Raw genomic sequence first — 19,705 nt, forward strand, 5'->3', positions numbered from 1 at the left:
CGTATGAGTTGGTCAATTTATTGTGCGTCAGTTCAAGGGCACTCTCATCGGGAAAATAACCAGCCTTGTCAAGATGCATGGTCTGTGGAGCATACCACAAATGGCTTAGCGGCTTGTGTATGTGATGGAGCAGGTTCAGCGCGTTATAGTGAGATTGGTTCACGTTATGTTTCAAGGTTATTTGTTCAGCGAATTTCTGAATTTGGTCATGTTGACTATTTAGGTGTTGAAGAGATACAACCCGTTATTCTTCGTACACTGAGTGCTATTCGTGAGCAATTGGTTTCCCTTGCAAATGATAAGCAAGGGGAGTTAAAGGATTTTGCTTGCACGCTTGTCGCTGCATGGGTTGGCAAACGCCAAGGCTTTCTTTTTCATTTAGGTGATGGTGTAGCCATCGCTTCTTACCAACAAAATGGGCGCTTTATTGATAAGGTTTCCATGCCAGAAAATGGCGAGTATGCCAATCAAACGTGGTTTTTAACCTCAAGTGATTGGCAGGAACACTTACGTATTACGCCTATTGTTGCCCAAATAGAGCGGATTATTTTAATGTCTGATGGCGTACAACCCTTCGCTATGAATAAGCAATGTGATGCGCTTTATCTCCCTTTTATCGAACCTGTTACTCGTTTTTTACAGCAAAATGATGAGCTAACGGGAAGTGAAGCTTTAAAAGGGACGCTTGATGACCCTCGCACTTATTCAATCACTGGGGATGATAAAACCTTATTTGTAGCATTTAGGGAAATGTAATGGCGGCGGTCAATAAGATAAAACTTGTCGATGGGCAAGGGCAAGTTATCCAGCTGGGTAAATTAATTAAAAGTGGTGGGGCGGGCAGTGTTTATCATATTGCATCAGCGAAGGGGCAAGTCGCTAAGCTTTACCACGATAAAATTGATAAAGCGTTATATCGCCGAAAAATATCAGCAATGTTAGCTTTAAAGCCAAGCTTACCACCGATTACTGATACTGCAATTCCTGTCGTTCAGTTGGCTTGGCCTATCAGCCAGCTATTTAACCAGAAAAAACAGTTTGTCGGCTTCGTCATGCCTGAGCTGGATGTGCACGCATCCATTGAGCTTGAATATATTTTGCAAGAAAGGCAGGCAAAAGCAAATAATTTACCCGTTGGCTTAGGTGCTAAAATTCAACTCGCAACCAATTTGGCAATATTGGTTGAGGCGATTCATCAACAAAACCACTTTATCATTGATATGAAACCCGTCAATTTACGTTTTTATCGGGAAAGCTTATATGTATCAATGTTAGATTGTGATGGCTTTAGTATTCAAGGGGAAAAAGAACGTTTTGCCGCTGGTCAGTTTACGGTCGATTACCTTGCCTCTGAATTTCAACAAGCCAAAAGTGTTCCTCAATTTCAAGAATCCCAGCAGGACCGATTTGCTTTAGCCGTGATTTTATTTCAATTATTGAATTTTGGCATTCATCCATTTTCTGGTCGACCTTTGCATAATCAAGTGCCAAATGATTTGCCTAGCCGAATTGCAGGAAAATATTACGCCTATGGGGTAAAGGCGCACCAAGGGATAAGCCCTGTGCCAACCAGTGGACATACTTTCTTACCTAATGATATTCGCCAATTATTTGATAAAGCGTTTAGCGGCTCTCCAGCGCAAAGGCCAAGTGCAGCGGAGTGGGCTCAGTGTTTACGCACCTATGCGCTGCGTAGCCAGAAAAAGATTGTGGTATGTAGCAAAAATAAAGAACACCAATATTTTGCTGGGTTGAAATGTGCTGCCTGTGAACGGGTTAAGCAATTAAAAGTTGCCAGTGAAGCATTACAGAAAACACGGCAGCAAAAAAATGTGTATAAAACACAAGTTAGGGGACAAACGCAAACTCGTCGGGTTGTTCGTCCTCAACCTGCACCACCAATTACCTTTACACCACCTGCGTGGTTTGCTGCAATTAAAAAGGTGCATATTTACACATTTCTTGCCATCGCAGTTCCCTTATTGATGGCGTTTATTATTAGTCGAATTACCCAAAACATGAAACCAGAAACATTATCACCTGCGACTTTTTATCAACTTTGGGCGAAGGAAAGTTTAGGGGCTGATATGGCTCTGAGCCTTATTACTTTAGTCAGCATATTGGGACTGGGCTTATTTTTCTGGTTGGGGCTCTTTTTACCCATCAAATCGATTTTGACCAAAAAGCCATAAGGAAGGATGACGTTGAAAATAAAACTGAGTCCACTTCTTTTATTACCTTTGGCCTTGTTATTTGCTGTGCCTACATTGCCTTTTTTCTTTAGCTATGGTGTGTTTATTGCGTTATTTGAACTCGGTGAATTAATTTGGCCGAGTGCTTTGAATGTCAGTGATAACTTATTTCTGACAGTGATGTGGTTATTTGGATTGACGTTTATTATTGCATTGTCGATAGGTGCTGTTCGCTTTCAAGCGAGGCAATATTGGGGGGCTGCTATTATTACATTGGCAGTATTTAGCGTCATTACACTTTTAAATATTCCGTTAAGTTCAGAATCAAACCAACGTTGGCGGGCACAAACACTCATTGAGCAGCGTGATTGGCAATTATTCCAGAATGAACAAAATACGGCAGTGAGTGGTGTACTATCAGGGATTATATACAACCATGAAGCTAACACTGAAGTTGAAGCGCGATACCATGAATTGCAAGCACGTATTGATAAGATGGATAAGCTTGCAGAATTAGAACCACAAAGCGCAGCAATGCGTGCAATATGGCAACCCTTATTGCAAACAAATGCGCCAGCTTCAAACGACGAAATTTTTCAATTAGAAAATGCGAGCCAATATTTACCGCAAGATGGGGCGCTTGCTTTCGCTGTTGGTTTGCTTACATTACGCCAAACTGAGACCGCAGAAGATAGCCTTATTTTCTTTATTCGTGCTATTGCTGCACAACCGAATAACGCCACTTATTGGAAAGGCTTGGGACTTGCATATAGTTTGATAAAAAGCCACGTTGATAATAGCGATGCGAATTTAAAGAATGCGTATGCTGCACTTATTTTTGCACAATATCTGAGTCTCAGTGATAAATGGTCAGAATCTCCCTCTGAATTATTTGATACGCAAAGCGCCACAATATTTGCAAAAGAAATTCAATATCTTTCTACAGTGGAACGACAAAACTTTCTTATCTTACAGGCAAGAAGCAATGTACAGGTATTAGATTGGTTCAGAGAAACCGTGGATGAACAAACACAAGTGTTGGCAAAACAACCATTATCAATTAAAGGAATATATGGGGTTGTAGAGCTTGCGACGTACTATGATCGAAGTGACCCTCGTTACCCTGGGAAAATGACGATTAATACAGAGGGAACGGCCATTGTGCCTAACTCTGTTAATGAAGTTCGTTACCTTTCGATTAAATATGACATCGATAATGTTACCGCAACTGTTGCGGTAGATGTGAATGAAGAAGGCGTTCCTGCATTCACGTTGATCGACACCACCAGTGGTGTAAAAAATTATGATATCGCAGCGGAATATGCCGTGAGTCAGTTACGATTTGAGCCGACAAAGCAGCCAGCTCGCCACCTAGTCACTGTTAGTTTTAAGAGTACGGTGAAAAGTTTGGATGATTATGCGCAAGAAGTTGGGCTTTTAGTGGAGAGCGCCAGTAAGGCTTTAGCAAGGCATAATGAAAAATCTTTCGGATATGTACTCAAAAGGCTCGTGAGCTATGTGAATAATACAGTCCCCGCTAAATATACACGCAGCGCTGGTTCATCTTATGAATATTACCAGCAGCAGCAGGAGATCTCAAAAGAGATACGCGCAACATTGCGACAAGCAGATAGCCGTTCTAAATCCAACGGTGAAGCGTGGGAAAGTAATACACAAAGAGTTCGTGCATTATTACTAAAGTATCCAAATAACATTGAAGTGCTGAATATAACGGCAAGAATGGAATTAATGCATTTCAATGCGGCGCGCACGTTATTAACTGAAAATAAAGCATCTGCCATAAAAGACGGCTTTGTTGATGATGAGCAACATTGGCGTAATTTATTGCTGAGTGCACGGGCACACTACCTACAAATTATCACCATTAACCCAAACCGTATTGACGCCTGGTTTGCTTGGGGAGTGACGATGATAGATGAAGACCCTGAGCTGGCGGCAGGTGCATTTGCATTAATGCACTATAATGCGGGTAATAGCCTAGATCAGCGTTTGATGGCGGCGCAGTCCCGCTTCTTTTTATTTGGTTTGCCCGATGAAACCAAAGTGCGGGTGAATATAATTAATGCACGTATGGCGCTGCTGTATAGTCAAAGTGAATTGCCTGCATCAGCGACAGAGCAGGAACGGCAAGAGTTTGAGGAACAAAAGGGGCTGGCTAAACAAGTGATGCCTGCGGCGGTACCTTTTGTCTCATCCCCCCGCACTTCACCTATGCGAAATGAAAACCTGACCGACCGAGTGATAGTAAATGTAGATGCTTCGGCTTTTGGTATTCAAGAAAAAACATTAAAACTCCCTATTATCTCAACCGAATTTGTGGGGAATACGCAAGGTGAAGCAATTTTGAAAGTTGATGTACCAAAAGGGGGCGTGCCAAGCTCCATCATGTTACAGCAGAGTAGTGGTGTGGATTATTTTGATGATGACTTAATTTCAGTTGCCTATCAGTGGCGGTTTAATTCAGCGTCTCAAAATAAAGTGTTATTAATTCCAGTGACTTTTAACCAACCCAGCGATGCTTCGCTAAATTATAAGCCATAAAGGAATAGGGAATAGGATGAACCGATCTAAAATTACTGTGTTACTTGCCTTATTAGCTTCTGCGCCTTTGTTTGCACAAAATCTGGATCAACAGTACAGCCTATGGGTGGATGACCAAAAAAGCCAAATTCGCTGCTTTGAAGCCAAATCACCTTTTCAATATTGTTTACGCCAATCAGAAGATGGCAAGTTAATTGTTGTGGATAAACATAACCAAGAAGTTTATCAAATTTACTATTTTGATAATTGGCCTGACGAAGCCCAAGAGGGGGTCTATCGTATTCGAAAGGGCGATAAAATTGGTTTTGCGGATGCTGTCACAGGGAAGGTAGTTATTGAGGCAACGTATGATTGTGCCTATCCCTTTGAAGACGGAAAAGCTAAAGTTGGAGTCGGGTGTAAAACGCAAACAGATGGTGAACACAGCTGGTGGGTTGGCGGGGATTGGACAACAATTACACTACCCTAAGGGGGCTACGTACTTAGATACGCTTTTTTCAGGTATCTAAGGCGTTTTTTACGATTTTCATGATATTTATTTACAATTAATTCGATTTTAACCATATTATTCATATTACTTAACTTATTGAAATACAGTTGTTATTGTTATGTAGATCACAGTTTTCATCCTGTTAAACCTTCCTTAAAACCATTCACTGCAAAATTCAAACCGCTTAATTCTGTATGGTACCGCTTAGCGTAACTTTAATCATTTGCAGAGTGTAATTTCTTACCATAGACACCATGGCAGAGCTCAAAATTTTCGATTTAATCCAGTTCAACCACTGCCAATTAAAAAACCATCAATGACAAGCAGCACTACGATGTTGTTAGCGTGATGGTAAATACAAAATCAATGGCATGTTCGTTTTACCTCAGAAGGGTGTTCTATGAACAAAAATGGTATTTTAAAGCACGTTCCGTGGATGATCCTTGGGATCATCGGTGCAATTTGTTTAGGGGTTGTCGCGCTAAGGCGTGGCGAGCACATTAGTGCGCTGTGGATAGTCGTCGCATCGGTGGCGGTTTACCTTATTGCTTATCGTTACTACAGTTTGTATATCGCGAAAAAAGTGATGAAGCTGGATGAAACCCGTGCGACTCCAGCGGTCATTAACAATGACGGTTTAAACTATGTTCCAACTAATAAAAATGTCCTATTTGGTCACCACTTTGCGGCGATCGCAGGGGCAGGGCCATTAGTTGGGCCTGTACTGGCAGCGCAAGTAGGGTATTTACCAGGAACGCTATGGTTACTGGCGGGGGTTGTATTAGCGGGTGCGGTACAAGACTTTATGGTGTTGTTTATTTCGTCTCGCCGTAATGGTGCTTCACTCGGGGAAATCGTTAAAGAAGAGTTAGGCCCAATTCCTGGGACGCTAGCGCTCTTTGGCTGTTTCCTCATTATGATCATCATCCTTGCCGTATTGGCGTTGATCGTCGTAAAAGCCTTGGCAGAAAGTCCATGGGGTGTATTCACCGTGGTATCGACGGTACCAATTGCTCTGTTTATGGGGATATACATGCGATATCTCCGACCAGGGCGTGTTGGTGAGGTTTCCGTCATCGGTATCGTGTTACTGGTGGCATCAATTTGGTTCGGTGGCGTTATTGCTCACGACCCGTACTGGGGCCCTGCGCTGACATTCAAAGACACCACGATCACTTATGCGCTGGTTGGTTATGCATTTGTTTCTGCGCTATTACCAGTCTGGTTGATTCTGGCTCCTCGTGATTATCTGGCGACTTTCTTGAAAATAGGGGTTATTGTTGGATTAGCGATTGGTATCGTTATTCTAAACCCTGAGTTAAAAATGCCAGCGGTGACGCAGTTCGTTGATGGTTCAGGCCCAGTTTGGAAAGGCACACTGTTCCCATTCCTATTCATTACCATTGCCTGTGGTGCGGTATCTGGTTTCCACGCCTTAATTTCTTCCGGTACAACACCGAAACTGTTAGCAAACGAAAAAGATGCACGTTACATCGGTTACGGTGCAATGTTAATGGAATCTTTCGTTGCGATTATGGCATTGGTTGCTGCATCGATTATCGAACCAGGTTTATACTTTGCGATGAACACCCCACCAGCAGCATTGGGCATTACAATGCCTAACCTGCATGAATTGGGCGGCCCAGATGGTGCGGCTATTATGGCTCAACTGAAAGATGTTTCTGTTCACGCAGCGGCAACGGTTAGTTCATGGGGCTTTGTTATTTCACCTGAGCAAATCATGCAAACGGCGAAAGATATCGGTGAACCGTCTGTTCTGAACCGTGCAGGTGGTGCTCCAACACTAGCAGTTGGTATTGCATTCGTATTCCACGAAATCATGCCTGCGGCAAATATGGGCTTCTGGTATCACTTTGGTATTCTGTTCGAAGCGCTGTTTATCTTAACCGCATTGGATGCAGGAACCCGTTCTGGTCGCTTTATGCTGCAAGACTTATTGGGTAACTTCGTTCCATTCTTGAAGAAAACCGACTCACTGGTTGCAGGTATCATTGGTACGGCAGGTTGTGTAGGCTTATGGGGTTACTTACTGTATCAAGGCGTTGTTGACCCACTGGGCGGCGTTAAGAGCCTGTGGCCACTGTTCGGTATCTCGAACCAAATGTTAGCCGCAGTTGCGTTAGTCTTAAGTACGGTTGTCCTGATTAAGATGAAACGTAGCAAATACATTATGGTGACAGTATTACCTGCGGTATGGTTATTGATTTGTACCACTTGGGCGTTAGGACTGAAATTATTCAGTGATAACCCGCAGCTTGAAGGCTTCCTGTACTTAGCGAAATCTTATAAAGATAAGATTGCAGCAGGTGGTGCAGAGCTGACAGCACAAGAAATCACTAACATGAATCACATTATCATCAACAACTACACCAATGCGGGTCTGAGTATCCTATTCTTAGTGGTTGTTTACGGTATCATTTTCTATGGTATCCGCGTGGGAATGAAAGCACACAAAAATCCAGAACGTACAGACAAAGAAACACCGTATGTTCCTGTACCGAAAGAGGGTGTGAAAGTTTCATCTACACACTAGTGACCATTCGACACCATCGAGCGGCTAATGTGGCTCGATAACTGAACGGTAGCCCTACATTGTGTGTTCATGATGTAGGGCATTTGTATTTGGAGAGGCTGATGTTTGGAAACCTTGGTAAAACAGGCAAATACTTAGGGCAGGCAGCACGTATGCTGATTGGTATTCCTGATTATGATACTTATGTTCAACATATGAGTGACAACCACCCTGATAAGCCTGTCATGACTTACAAAGAATTTTTTCGTGAAAGGCAAGATGCGCGGTATGGTGGAAGTGGTAAAGGCGGGTTCCGCTGCTGTTGATGTTCAAAGTAAAACAATGGTGCAAAGAGGATAATAATGAAACCAATTAATGTCACAATCCTAACCGGTTTTCTCGGTGCGGGTAAAACAACGCTCCTTAGCCATATTCTTCATGCAGAACATGGACATAAAATTGCAGTCATTGAAAATGAATTTGGTGAAGTCCCCATTGATAACGCCATTATTGGTGACAGAGCCACACAAATCACTACCTTGAGTAACGGTTGTATTTGTTGTTCTCGTTCAAGCGAATTAGAAAATGCATTATTGGATTTATTAGATGGCCTCGACAGTGGCAAGTTGGATTTTGACCGCTTAGTCATTGAATGTACAGGAATGGCAGATCCTGGCCCTATTACACAAACTTTTTTTTCCCATGACGTGTTATGCGAACGATTTTTATTAGATGGCATTATTACGTTGGTGGACGCAGTTCATGCAGAGAAACAACTGAATGATTTTGCGATTGCTCAAGCCCAAATTGGTTATGCAGACCGAATTTTATTAACCAAAACCGACATCAACCCAGATACTGATGCCCTGTTAGAGCGATTGCAACGTATTAATGCTAGAGCGCCAATTTACCCAGTTATTCATGGCGACATTAACTTACAGCTTTTATTAGATATTGAAGGTTTTTTATTAGACTCGCAGCTGAAAGTGAATAAACCGACTTTCCGTTTTGCACCAAAGCAGCAAAATGAAGTGGAATCTATTGTCGTGGAATTCGATTACCCTGTTGAATTAATGGAAGTTTCACAGGTAATGGAAGATTTACTGCTCGGCTTTGCGGATAATTTATTACGCTACAAAGGTATTTTATCCATCAAAGGCGAACCAAAACGGCTGTTATTCCAAGGGGTTCAACGCCTTTACAGTGCCGACTGGGATACGGATTGGCAAGACGGCGAAACCCGCCGCAGCGTATTAGTGTTTATCGGCGTGAAGCTTCCCGAAGAGATTATCCGTGCAAAATTCGCAGCCTTAGACGTTAATTCAAAATAGAACAATTCAAAAAAGAAATTCGAAAAAGAAATTCAAAGTCATTAGCGGCGTAGCAAGGCGGCAAGAGAACCAAGCCCTAGGAGCATACACAAGTATGTGACTAGGGTTGGTGAATGAAGCCAACAACGCTACGGCGTTAAGGGCGAGCTTTTGATGCCATAATCTCAATAATCTGCACATCAGTATGTCTCATTGACCCTGCAGCCAATGAACACAAATTAGCAATCGACTGGTCTACATCATCCGACACAATACCGTCAGAGCCTCTCACACAGCTATTATCTAAGGCCATGAGGACAGCTTTATAGGCTGCACTGGCGCTGGTGGAGACTTTCATTGCACAACTGTTTGATGCACCATCACAAATCATCCCGCTGACATCACCAATCATACTGGAAATGGCCATTGCGACGACTTCATAACGTGACTCCAATAACCATGCAATCCCAGCTGCCGCCCCCATAGCGGCGGTTGTTGCCGCACACAGTGCAGATAACGCAGGTAACTGATTATGAATATAAATAGCCATTAGGTGGGATAACATCAACGCGCGAGCCAACTGTTCTTCAGAGGATTGTAAATAGTCTGCAGTGACCACAACAGGCATGGTTGCGGCAATACCTTGGTTACCTGAGCCAGAGTTGCTCATTGCAGGTAAAACCGCACCGCCCATACGGGCATCGGATGCGGCAGAGGTGCGGATCATAATTTCGGACATTAAGTCTTTCGATAACAAACCACGATCACGCTGAGTTTGCAACGTTTTCCCAATATGTAGGCCATAGACATTACGCAGACCTTCTTGGGAAAGGGCTTCATTTAGCTGGGCGGCTTCTAAAATAAAACGAATATCGTCTAATGGGGCTTCAGTTGCAAATTGGTAGACGGCCTTTGCGGTAACGGGCGGTAAAGGGATATCTGCTGCACAATCAACAGGAAGATCCTCTAGAGGGTTGCTTGATAAGGTATCAAACACAGTTTCATTATTATGGGTTATCTTCACAATATTGGTGTGTGAACCCGTGATAATCACAGTCGCTGAGCCTGTTTGGGTATGTACCGTCGCTTCGGAATAGATAACGTCTTCGCAAGGGTGTTTGATATCAACGGTCACTAGCCCTTGCGCTAACATTGTTTTGCTCAATGCAATCGCATCAGTTGAAGCGGATTTAAGTACCTCTAAACCCGCATCTGCATCGCCGCCAACCGCACCTAAAGCGGCAGCGATAGGTAATCCTACCATGCCTGTACCTGGTACCGTGACGCCCATACCATTTTTCATCAGGTTGGGGGAGACAAAGGCACAAACGCGAGTGATGTCACCGTCAAGGAAGGACGCTGCTTTTGCTGCTGCGTAAGCCAGTGAAATTGGCTCGGTACAACCTAAAGCTGGCTTCACTTCTTGTTTTACCGCATTGATAAAATATTGCCAAAGTAATGGTTGTGATTGCGCATGCATGGCGGCTTCCCTTAATGAAATCTTTTTTGATTTTATTATTTTAAACAACCTGTTGGAGAAAAACTTCACTATGTTCAGGGATATATTGGGGAAGGAGAGAAAAAAAATCTCCAAATATTGAGATAAAAATAAAATATTTTTAAAATTGAGCTTTGTCACAAAAATCCTGCCTATAAAACAGGGCAGGACATTGTGATTGTTTTACCGATTAACTTTCTACATCAAGGCGTTTACTTTGCCATTTCCGTGAGCGCCAGCGCCATGCATTAGTTAACCCTCGCAGCCATTCATCGGCAAAGAAACCGAGCCAAATTCCCAGCAAGCCCATTTCCATTTTTATCCCTAAAAAATAGCCTAGTGGAATCGCCACACCCCACATAAAGATAATGGCAGTGCATAATGGGAAGCGTGCATCCCCAGAGGCACGTAACGCATTCACCATGACAATATTAATGGTGCGCCCTGGCTCTAAAAATACTGAGAGTAAAAATAAGGGTAATAAGAGTTCGATAATGCCGTGGTCATCGGTAATGTTGTTTAGAATAGGGTCGCGAAGTAACCAGAAAGCAATAACAACACCGATAGTGACATAAAAGCCCATTTTTAGGCTCTTGATACCGCGAATATAGGCATCTTGGAAGCGTTTTGCGCCAACCAGATGACCCACCATGATTTCATTACCTATACTGACAGAAATACCAAACAGCATGATAAATAAAGATAATTGAAAATAAAGCGTTTGCGCAGCGAGGGAAGTTTCTCCCATTAACCCAATAAAGGCAGATGCTGTCATAAAGTGTAAAATCCACACAAGGTTTTCCCCCGCTGAAGGTAAACCAATATGCAAAATTTTACCGAGCATCTTACGTGACCAATGAATGAGCATCATTGGGACAAACTTTATTCGTAACCCATAGAATAATAAGCAGAAAAGTAAGATAACAGCAACAATGCGCCCGACCACAGTTGACCATGCTACACCTTCTAAACCATATTGTGGCAAGCCGAAGAAACCATAAAGTACAATGATATTACCAACAACAGTAATCAGGTTGGCAATCAATGTTACCCACATGGCAGGCTGTGCTTTGCCATAAACCCGCAAACATGCTGCTAAAATAATGGAAATTGCTTCAGGAATTAAACAAATCCCTAAAATACGTAAATAAGTATAACCGTCCGCCATTAAATGGGATGGCATATTCATGATTTTTAGGATGGTATAGCCAAAGAATACCGCGACTAATGCACTGGAAAAACCCAGAATAAAGTTAAAGGCGATGGAGATGTGAATCGCTTGGCTGGCTTTTTCACGGCGGCCTGCCCCTAAATATTGGGCGATAACCACACTGCATCCCACACTAATAAAGTTAAAAATAGTGATAAAAAGATCAAAGACTTGGTTACCTACCCCCATAGCAGCAAGGTAAGCCGTCGATACATGGCTAACCATGTAAGTGTTAATTAATAATGTGGCCAAATGCAGAAAAATATCGATAAAAATTGGCCAACTGAGCGAAAAGAGTGACCGCTCAGTCACATCAGACTGATGCATTGAGAACCTTTATATATTTATGAGAATTAAGAATAGTGGTTTGAACTGCGAATTCTACATGGAATTCATTAATGAAAATAGGGTTAAAATGCCCCCAATTTCGTAAAGTGAATGTTTTGTTTACTTTTAATTAATCTGTTAGATTTAATTTCGCTATAAATTAATTAATAAGCAACATCAGAACTGTATAGGAGTAAAAATGACAAAAATTAAAGCAGCAATAGTGGGATATGGCAATATCGGCCATTATGCACTAGAAGCTGTTCTGGCCGCTGACGATTTTGAGCTTGTTGGTATTGTTCGTCGCAACACACAAGATATCCCTGCTGAACTTGCCTCGTACAAAGTGGTCGATGATATTGAAAAACTAGGGAAAGTGGATGTAGCACTCCTGTGCTCACCAACCCGTGCAATCGAGCCTCTTGCGGCAAAAATCTTAGCACTAGGCATCAATACTGTTGATAGCTTTGATGTGCATTCAGACATTGTGGCGCTGAAAAGAAGCCTCGATGATGTTGCTAAGCAACATAATAGCGTCGCCGTTGTCTCAGCTGGCTGGGATCCAGGTTCTGACTCTATCATGCGTACTTTGATGTTAGCCATGGCACCAAAAGGGGTGACTTACACCAATTTCGGGCCAGGTATGAGCATGGGGCACAGTGTTGCGGCAAAAGCGATTGATGGCGTGAAAGATGCATTATCGGTAACGATTCCATTAGGGACAGGTGTACATCGTCGTATGGTGTATATTGAATTAGATGCTGGCGCAAAATTTGATGATGTTGCTCAAGCGATTAAAGCGGATAGCTATTTTGCATCCGATGAAACCCATATTCGCCAGGTCGATAGCATTGATGCATTAAAAGATGTTGGGCATGGTGTCCATATGACGCACAAAGGCGTTTCGGGTGCTACGCATAACCAATTGTTCGAATATTCAATGCGTATTAATAACCCTGCATTAACATCACAATTTATGGTTTCAGCTGCACGCGCTTCAATGAAGCAGGCTGCGGGGGCTTATACTGTGATTGAAATCCCACCGGTGAATTTCCTGCAAGGTGATTTAGACACACTGATTGCTAAGTTAGTCTAATTACATTTTTATTTGTGGCATGAAACGTTAAGTTCATGCCATCTTGCTGATATTTTTTACACTTTATCTTGGTTTTACTTTGTCATTCGGATTTTGGCCACTGTTTATTTTTTGCGTTATCAAGTAGCTTATTCAGAAAATAGAATTGATAATCTGGAGTGAGAATCATGGTTAAGCGGTCAGGGAATGAGCAATCAAAAACAGAAAAAAATAAAAATCAAGGTTTCTTCCCAAAACAGCCTTCAGTGAAAAGTGTGAAAGAAAGCTCGCACTCTTTTAGCCTTATTCGTGCTTTTTCTAAAATAATTAATTACGGTTTTTCCCTTTTCTATGTTGGGTTTATTTTATCCGTTTGGTTCTTTCCTGAGTACTACACTGTGGAAATTATTTATAACCTGACCATTATTCTAATTTTTGAATTTATTTTGATTCACTCTGGCGTCTTTATGGCGGTATTTCGTGATTGGCGAATATTAACCTTATTTGCGCTTTTCTATGGCTTATTTGCATTGGTAATTAACATGTCAGTATTAGGGGACTCGCCCTTGATACTTTATTTATATAGTGCAACAGTCGCAAACCGGATGCTATTTGGTTTAACCAGCCGCAGCGAACAAGAACGCAATGAAAATATGGGCTATTCAGCGCTAATGGCGCTCAATTTTATGTTTTGTATTTTTCTCGTATTAATTTTATCTTTCCTTGTGCCTTATGGTGGGTTAACACCTGAGTATTTACGGTCTATTGGGTATTACGCCAGTATTTCCACGGGGGGAGAGTTTCCTGACAAGCCTCATGTGGCTTTTGCGTTTGGAGTGCTCTACTTTGGGTTACCTGTTTTTATGACCTGTTTAATGAATTTTTTGTGTAAAGGCCACTCTATTTACCGAGAAAAAGGAAAATAAAGTGACAAGAAAAATCAGAAATAAAAGAAGCACTAATACGCGCTCGTTATCATCTGTAGTAAAAGGAAAGCGCCATTTTACTGCATCAGATAAACCACAAGGAATAATGCATTCCTTACCTGAATTTGTGGATCACGGTTTAACTGTTTTTTATATCGGCTTTTTATTATCCCTGTGGTTTGCCCCTGATTGGTCGGGTGTTGAAGTAGTTTACAATATGGTATTGATCCTGTTGTTTGAGTTTATTTTAGTGCATATGGGCACAATGATGGCGGTACTTCAGCGTGGTTTTTTCTTTATTTTTGTGGCCGCTATTTTAGGGGGCGTAGCCTATATTTTTCATACGACGCAAATTAACTCTTCCGCCATCCTTTATATTTATGCGGCTACGTTAATTAATCGAATAATTATTGGGCGTCAGCAAGGAAGTCAGTTTGATAATTTTAAGGCCTTCGATGAAGGGATTGCTAAATTACGCCATTATGTTGCGTGTTTTATTATTGCTGTATTGTTAACGCGTTATTTACCTGAAGGGGGGCTTACGGAGCAATACCTTGAAGAAAATAACTATTACGGCATGTTAAAAATGACTGGAATGACGGAAAACCCGCTTATGATTATTCAATTTGGTGTTTTGTATTATTCAACATCGCTACTTTGGGTTTTGTGGCGTTTTTTCAACCCAAAAAAGAGATAAAAAAAGCGCCTATCGAAATAAGCGCCTGGTGTTGGCAAAAAATAAAAAAATTAACGTGTTATTGATTTAAATTGCTGTGTAGTCTTTGTTAGTGCGACTTCGGTAGGCAAACGCTCCATTGAACTTGCACCATAAAAACCGTGGCAGTCAGGGCAGTTTGCTAAAATATACTCGGCATCTTCAGGGGTTGCGATAGGGCCGCCGTGGCAAAGGACAATGACATCATCACGCACCGCTTTAGCTGCTTTTGCCCATTCATTGATAAGAGGTACGCAGTCTTTAAGTGTCAGTGCTGTTTCGGCACCAATATTCCCGCCCGTTGTTAAACCCATGTGTGGCACAATGATATCCGCACCTGCTTTGGTCATTTCAACAGCATCATCAGCACTAAAGACATACGGAGTGGTCAATAAATCCTTTTCGTGTGCCATGCGGATCATATCTACTTCAAGGCCATAGCCCATTCCCGTCTCTTCTAAATTAGCGCGGAAATTACCATCAATCAGGCCAACGGTCGGGAAGTTTTGCACGCCCGCAAAGCCCGTCGCTTTGATGTCATCTAAAAATTTATCAAACTGGCAAAATGGGTCAGTACCGTTAACACCTGCAAGAACAGGAGTGTGCTTAACAACAGGCAAGACTTCTTTTGCCATGTCCATAACGATTTCATTGGCATTACCATAAGCGAGCAAGCCTGCAAGTGAACCACGACCCGCCATGCGGTAACGGCCTGAGTTGTAGATAACAATTAGGTCAATGCCACCAGCTTCTTCACATTTTGCGGATAAACCTGTACCTGCACCACCGCCGATAATTGGTTCTCCACGAGCAATCATTTCTCTGAATTTTTTTAATAACGCTGCGCGGTTATGTTTCATATTAACCTCTATTATTTGTTCAAAATTTCCTGGTGTAGCTGAATAACCTGTTCACAAAAATCTTGGGAATTTATGTGGTGAGGACTCAAAATAAGCTGTCTTTTTTCTGTTATTATCAAATTTTCTGTCAGTGCGTCGATAAACGCTTGGTCTGCAATAGGATCCCAGAACGGCGCGCCTTCGGTATCCAATGCGGAGAACCCTGATGTTGGAACAATAAAACGAACTTCGCCATCACAGCGATTTAACTTCTCAGCAATCCAACGTCCCATTTGTTGGTTTTCTTCTTTGGTTGTTCTCATTAATGTAACTTGTGCATTGTGATGGTAAAATAAGCGGTCTTGGTATTTTTCAGGGACTGTGGCAGGGCGACCAAAATTCACCATATCCAACGCACCACAAGACATGACGCAAGGTGTTTGTGTACGTTGAATGGCGCCAAAACGGTCCTCATCACAGGCTAAAACGCCACCAAATAAATAGTCACACACTTCTGTTGTCGTCATATCCAGCACAGAATGCAGTAACTGACTATCAATCAGTTTTTCCATTGCTTTACCACCACTTCCCGTGGCATGAAACACGAGGCAGTCGTATTGCTCTTCTAATTGTGCGGTAAGTTGTTGAACACAATGTGTTGTTACGCCAAACATAGTTAGGGCGATGGCAGGTTTGGTATCAATATTTTCTTCTTCTTGGTTAAACCAGACGGCACCTGCTATTTGATTTGCTGCGTTTTTCAAAACCTTACGAGAAATAATATTTAACCCTGAAACATCGGTGACTGAGTACATCATCGAGATGTCACTTGCACCGATGTAACCTGAGATATCCCCAGACGCCATAGTGGAGACCATTAACTTAGGAATACCAACAGGGAGTACTTGCATTGCAGGGGTGATTAATGCAGTTCCACCTGAGCCCCCTAAACCAAGGATTGCCGCGACATCAGTTTGTGCGGCAAGGTAAAGGCTAAAAGCGTGAGCCATCGCCTCAATCGCCTTACCTCGGTCACCACAAAAAACCGCATCCACACCAAGAGGGTGAAAGCTTGCGATGGTGTGTGCGCTGACATCGGCCTCTTTTTCTAGTTGCGTTGGTTGAGTGGTTAAATCAACAGTGCGAACAGCTAACCCAGCGCTTTTAATTAATTCACTGACATAAAATATTTCAGCGCTTTTGGTATCCAGTGTTGTGGCGATATAGATAAAACCAGGGTGTTTTTTCATATAAAAATCCTTTCAGATTAGAGTTCGCGTTGAATTTTTCACCGTAATGAGACTATAGTATCATTTTTTGTTTTTGTAAAATGAGATTGCAGTCTCATTTTTGGTTTGTTGAAGAAGCAATTACTTGATATCAAGCATATCTTATTGATAAAACATCATAAATATTAATAGTGCCTTGTATCATAGGGTTGCTAAATTTGTGATAGGGATACAATATTTGATTGTATATACAGGATGGTTTGGGAGATGAAACATTTAACGGTATGTCACTGAGAAGGATAACTTATTTTTGCTTGTGTTTTCTCAGTATTATTGACTAGACTTGATGCAATAGACAGTATTTTAAGGATAAATAAAATGCCTAAAACTAATTCGGCTGAGGGATATAAGGGAACGCGAAAACGGACTTATCTATTATTGGTAACAACGGCTTTAGATTTATTTGAAAAAGGGGCAATGCCTTCTGTTTCTGAGCTAGCACTTGAAGCGGGGGTTTCCCGTGCAACCGCTTATCGGTATTTTCCCACTCAAAGTGATTTAATCACGGCAACTGTTAATGAAAGTTTAGGGCCTATTTTAACATGGCGGCCTCAGAGTGAAAAAACGGAAGAGCGTATTGATGAACTGCTGACCTTCGCTTTTCCAAGGATGTTTGAGCATGAAGGTGCTTTAAGAGCTGCATTACAAGCCTCATTGCAGCAATGGGCACAAGGGCGTTCTGCTCCGCAAGAGGTAAAAAATAAGCAATTCGAACGGGGAAACCGCAAAGATATTTTAACAATGGTCACCGCACCAATGAAATCAGAATATCCGCAGGAAATTGTTGATAAGGTAATCAAAGCATTTTCCGTTATATATGGCTCGGAGATTTTCTTAGTGCTAAAGGATATTTGGAAGATGGATAATGATCAGGTCATAGAATTAGCACAATGGATGGCAAAAGCGATAATTAACCAAGCCGTAACCGATAATGCCAAACGTCAAAGTAAAGCTCTTTAAAGCTAGATCGGGAGGCAAGCCAAAATAAGAAAATCAAAAACTAATCAATGGTAAAACCACAGTGAATGATCGCTATCATAATAAATAAATGAAAACTAAGGTCATCTGGCATTAATAATATGATATAAATTAAGACTATAAATAATCTTAACGGTTAATGTTGTATGATGAAATTATTTAAGATGATAATTGGGATCGTGGTTTGTGCAGTGATTGGAGGGGGACTAACTTACCTTGGTGTCCCACTTGCACTGATGTTTGGCCCAATTATCGCTGTTATCATTTTTCATCGCTTTGGCATTTCTTTTGCTATACCAAAACACACAATTTCTTTTGTTCAAGTGACATTAGGTACCTCGGTTGGTTTGATGTTTAACCAGGTTTCGCTCAATGAGGCTGATAATTTATTCCTGTTGTTATTGATGTTAGTTGTGTGCCTAGCTGTGCAATTTTCCTTTAGTTTTTTTTGGTTTTACCGGAAGGTTGGCTGGACAAAACAAGAAGCTATGTTGGGGTCTGTACCTGGGGCAATGGCTGCCATTTTGGCCTTAACTGATCATACTCACACACCACCACAGAAGATTGTCATCTCCCATACTATTCGTCTTATTATATTAATTTTATTGGCGGGTGTTGTTGTTGGGAGTGATGGCGACCCTCAACCAGTTATCGAGTTCCCTTCATTAACGCTGGCTGCAACAATGTGGCTATTGCTCATTGTCGTTGTTGGGGTGATTGCAGGCTTGATATTGCAGCGTTTTAGAGTTCCTGCACCTTATATGCTCACATCATTAGCCGCAGCAACATTAATACAAAGTTGGGTCGATATTCCATTAAATTTCCCATTAATGCTGACTGAACTGAGTATGGTATTAATTGGGATGAATATCGGTAATCACTTTGTCGTTTTTCCGCTTTCATCATTAATTAAAAACATTTACTCCTCTGCACAAGTTGTTGTTATCAATATCATTTTGACATTCTTGATTACGGTATTTGCAGCATGGTTAACGGGGTATGATATTTCGGTATTATTGCTTGCTTGGGCGCCAGGTAGTATGGAAGCGATGACTTTTGCTGCAATTACAATGAATTTAGATGCAGGATTTGTCATGTCGAATCATATTATCCGCATGGTGATTATTCAAAGTATTCCATCTGTCGTTTTATTTTGGCAAGAACGTAGGGCCAAAAAAATGCAATAAATGAGCTTAGGCGGAGAAGAAAACATGCATCTAAATTCTTGCATGTTTTCTCGACTTAGAGCATGGGGTTATTTTACATAGGCAAAAAGACCAAGTGAATCCCGTGCGAGTGACTGGCATTTAAACTCTTGTGTGAGTGGTATTCCCTTCAAGTCGTTATAACTTTCTTTATTTAGCTGAGTCATTTTTTCAGAGTTGTAGTTGCTCAAATCCCATTTATTGCTTTTCGCAAAGTACACGATAGCGCGTTCAATTTCTCTATCGGGAATTTGTGAGTACCCACAGTCATATTTTAGGTAAATAAAAACAGCCGTCAGATCAGCCAGATCTTCAGCTTCGTTGGGGGCAAGAGCTCTGGCAGAATTGGTTATCCCTAACAGAGTCATTATGCATGACATCATCAATATAAATTTGCGCATTCTTTATTCTATCGGGTTTCTATGTCAAGTAACGTTAGCATAAGAATAGAATTGTTAGTCAACTATATTTTTCTTAAATGAATGTAATAAACCCATAGTTTTTGAGTGGGTTTATTGACCTTCCTGTAAGGGGAGGCTTTATCATTTGTTTTATT

17 protein-coding genes are annotated in these 19,705 nt (G+C 41.6%); 12 read left to right on the forward strand and 5 right to left on the reverse strand.

The genetic code is table 11. The annotated features are described in order from the left end of the window. Positions 1–3 precede the first annotated feature (3 nt). The 7 genes from KDJ85_RS10180 to yjiA all read left to right on the forward strand — a co-directional run bounded on the left by KDJ85_RS10180 (position 4) and on the right by yjiA (position 9,108). On the forward strand, positions 4–756 hold the full coding sequence (locus KDJ85_RS10180; protein ID WP_225819578.1) for a PP2C family serine/threonine-protein phosphatase: 753 nt from the start codon (positions 4–6) through the stop codon (positions 754–756). Continuing rightward, entirely contained in the window at positions 756–2,192 is a 1,437-nt protein-coding gene (locus tag KDJ85_RS10185) for a DNA-binding protein (protein ID WP_225819579.1), read from the forward strand. Before KDJ85_RS10180 ends, KDJ85_RS10185 begins: the two co-directional genes overlap by 1 nt. A gap of 12 nt (positions 2,193–2,204) precedes the next feature. Further along, entirely contained in the window at positions 2,205–4,754 is a 2,550-nt protein-coding gene (locus KDJ85_RS10190; RefSeq protein ID WP_225819580.1) for an energy transducer TonB family protein, read from the forward strand. Positions 4,755–4,770: 16 nt separating this feature from the next. Continuing rightward, positions 4,771–5,223 (forward strand): WG repeat-containing protein, encoded by a 453-nt coding sequence (locus tag KDJ85_RS10195; protein WP_225819581.1) that lies wholly within the window; start codon positions 4,771–4,773, stop codon positions 5,221–5,223. Positions 5,224–5,644: 421 nt separating this feature from the next. Further along, on the forward strand, positions 5,645–7,798 hold the full coding sequence (locus KDJ85_RS10200; RefSeq protein WP_206082977.1) for a carbon starvation CstA family protein: 2,154 nt from the start codon (positions 5,645–5,647) through the stop codon (positions 7,796–7,798). 101 nt (positions 7,799–7,899) lie between these two features. After that, the gene (locus KDJ85_RS10205; protein WP_004260586.1) at positions 7,900–8,103 is read left to right on the forward strand and encodes a YbdD/YjiX family protein; all 204 of its coding nucleotides are present in this window, start codon (positions 7,900–7,902) and stop codon (positions 8,101–8,103) included. Between the two features lie 36 nt (positions 8,104–8,139). Then, complete coding sequence (gene yjiA / locus KDJ85_RS10210) at positions 8,140–9,108, forward strand: GTPase (protein ID WP_225819582.1); 969 nt, start codon at positions 8,140–8,142, stop codon at positions 9,106–9,108. 136 nt (positions 9,109–9,244) lie between these two features. On the opposite strand, the gene KDJ85_RS10215 is transcribed toward yjiA, so the two are convergent. Beyond that, positions 9,245–10,567: an L-cysteine desulfidase family protein gene (locus KDJ85_RS10215; RefSeq protein WP_225819583.1), complete on the reverse strand. Its 1,323-nt coding sequence runs from the start codon at positions 10,565–10,567 to the stop codon at positions 9,245–9,247. Positions 10,568–10,775: 208 nt separating this feature from the next. Continuing rightward, on the reverse strand, positions 10,776–12,122 hold the full coding sequence (locus KDJ85_RS10220) for an MATE family efflux transporter (protein ID WP_225819584.1): 1,347 nt from the start codon (positions 12,120–12,122) through the stop codon (positions 10,776–10,778). A gap of 199 nt (positions 12,123–12,321) precedes the next feature. Here KDJ85_RS10220 and KDJ85_RS10225 point away from each other — a divergent pair, with 199 nt between their 5' ends. The 3 genes from KDJ85_RS10225 to KDJ85_RS10235 all read left to right on the forward strand — a co-directional run bounded on the left by KDJ85_RS10225 (position 12,322) and on the right by KDJ85_RS10235 (position 14,820). After that, positions 12,322–13,218: a diaminopimelate dehydrogenase gene (locus KDJ85_RS10225; protein WP_225819585.1), complete on the forward strand. Its 897-nt coding sequence runs from the start codon at positions 12,322–12,324 to the stop codon at positions 13,216–13,218. Positions 13,219–13,385: 167 nt separating this feature from the next. After that, positions 13,386–14,123, forward strand: coding sequence for a hypothetical protein (locus KDJ85_RS10230; RefSeq protein WP_225819586.1), 738 nt, complete (start codon positions 13,386–13,388; stop codon positions 14,121–14,123). A gap of 1 nt (position 14,124) precedes the next feature. Next, a complete protein-coding gene (locus tag KDJ85_RS10235) occupies positions 14,125–14,820 on the forward strand; it encodes a hypothetical protein (protein ID WP_225819587.1) in 696 nt (231 codons plus the stop codon). A 50-nt stretch (positions 14,821–14,870) separates the two neighbouring features. Here the strand turns inward: KDJ85_RS10235 and KDJ85_RS10240 are convergent, their stop codons facing one another. Together KDJ85_RS10240 and KDJ85_RS10245 are read right to left on the reverse strand one after the other, a co-directional pair. Continuing rightward, on the reverse strand, positions 14,871–15,698 hold the full coding sequence (locus KDJ85_RS10240) for a phosphoenolpyruvate hydrolase family protein (RefSeq protein ID WP_225819588.1): 828 nt from the start codon (positions 15,696–15,698) through the stop codon (positions 14,871–14,873). Positions 15,699–15,709: 11 nt separating this feature from the next. After that, the gene (locus tag KDJ85_RS10245; protein WP_225819589.1) at positions 15,710–16,927 is read right to left on the reverse strand and encodes a Tm-1-like ATP-binding domain-containing protein; all 1,218 of its coding nucleotides are present in this window, start codon (positions 16,925–16,927) and stop codon (positions 15,710–15,712) included. A 357-nt stretch (positions 16,928–17,284) separates the two neighbouring features. Here KDJ85_RS10245 and KDJ85_RS10250 point away from each other — a divergent pair, with 357 nt between their 5' ends. Both KDJ85_RS10250 and KDJ85_RS10255 read left to right on the forward strand, forming a co-directional pair. Further along, complete coding sequence (locus KDJ85_RS10250; RefSeq protein WP_225819590.1) at positions 17,285–17,926, forward strand: TetR/AcrR family transcriptional regulator; 642 nt, start codon at positions 17,285–17,287, stop codon at positions 17,924–17,926. Between the two features lie 164 nt (positions 17,927–18,090). Beyond that, positions 18,091–19,131, forward strand: coding sequence for an AbrB family transcriptional regulator (locus KDJ85_RS10255; protein ID WP_225819591.1), 1,041 nt, complete (start codon positions 18,091–18,093; stop codon positions 19,129–19,131). 68 nt (positions 19,132–19,199) lie between these two features. Here the strand turns inward: KDJ85_RS10255 and KDJ85_RS10260 are convergent, their stop codons facing one another. After that, a complete protein-coding gene (locus KDJ85_RS10260) occupies positions 19,200–19,550 on the reverse strand; it encodes a YacC family pilotin-like protein (protein ID WP_206082966.1) in 351 nt (116 codons plus the stop codon). Positions 19,551–19,705 lie beyond the last annotated feature (155 nt).

The sequence above is a fragment of the Providencia vermicola genome (assembly GCF_020381325.1).
GTDB lineage: Bacteria > Pseudomonadota > Gammaproteobacteria > Enterobacterales > Enterobacteriaceae > Providencia > Providencia vermicola.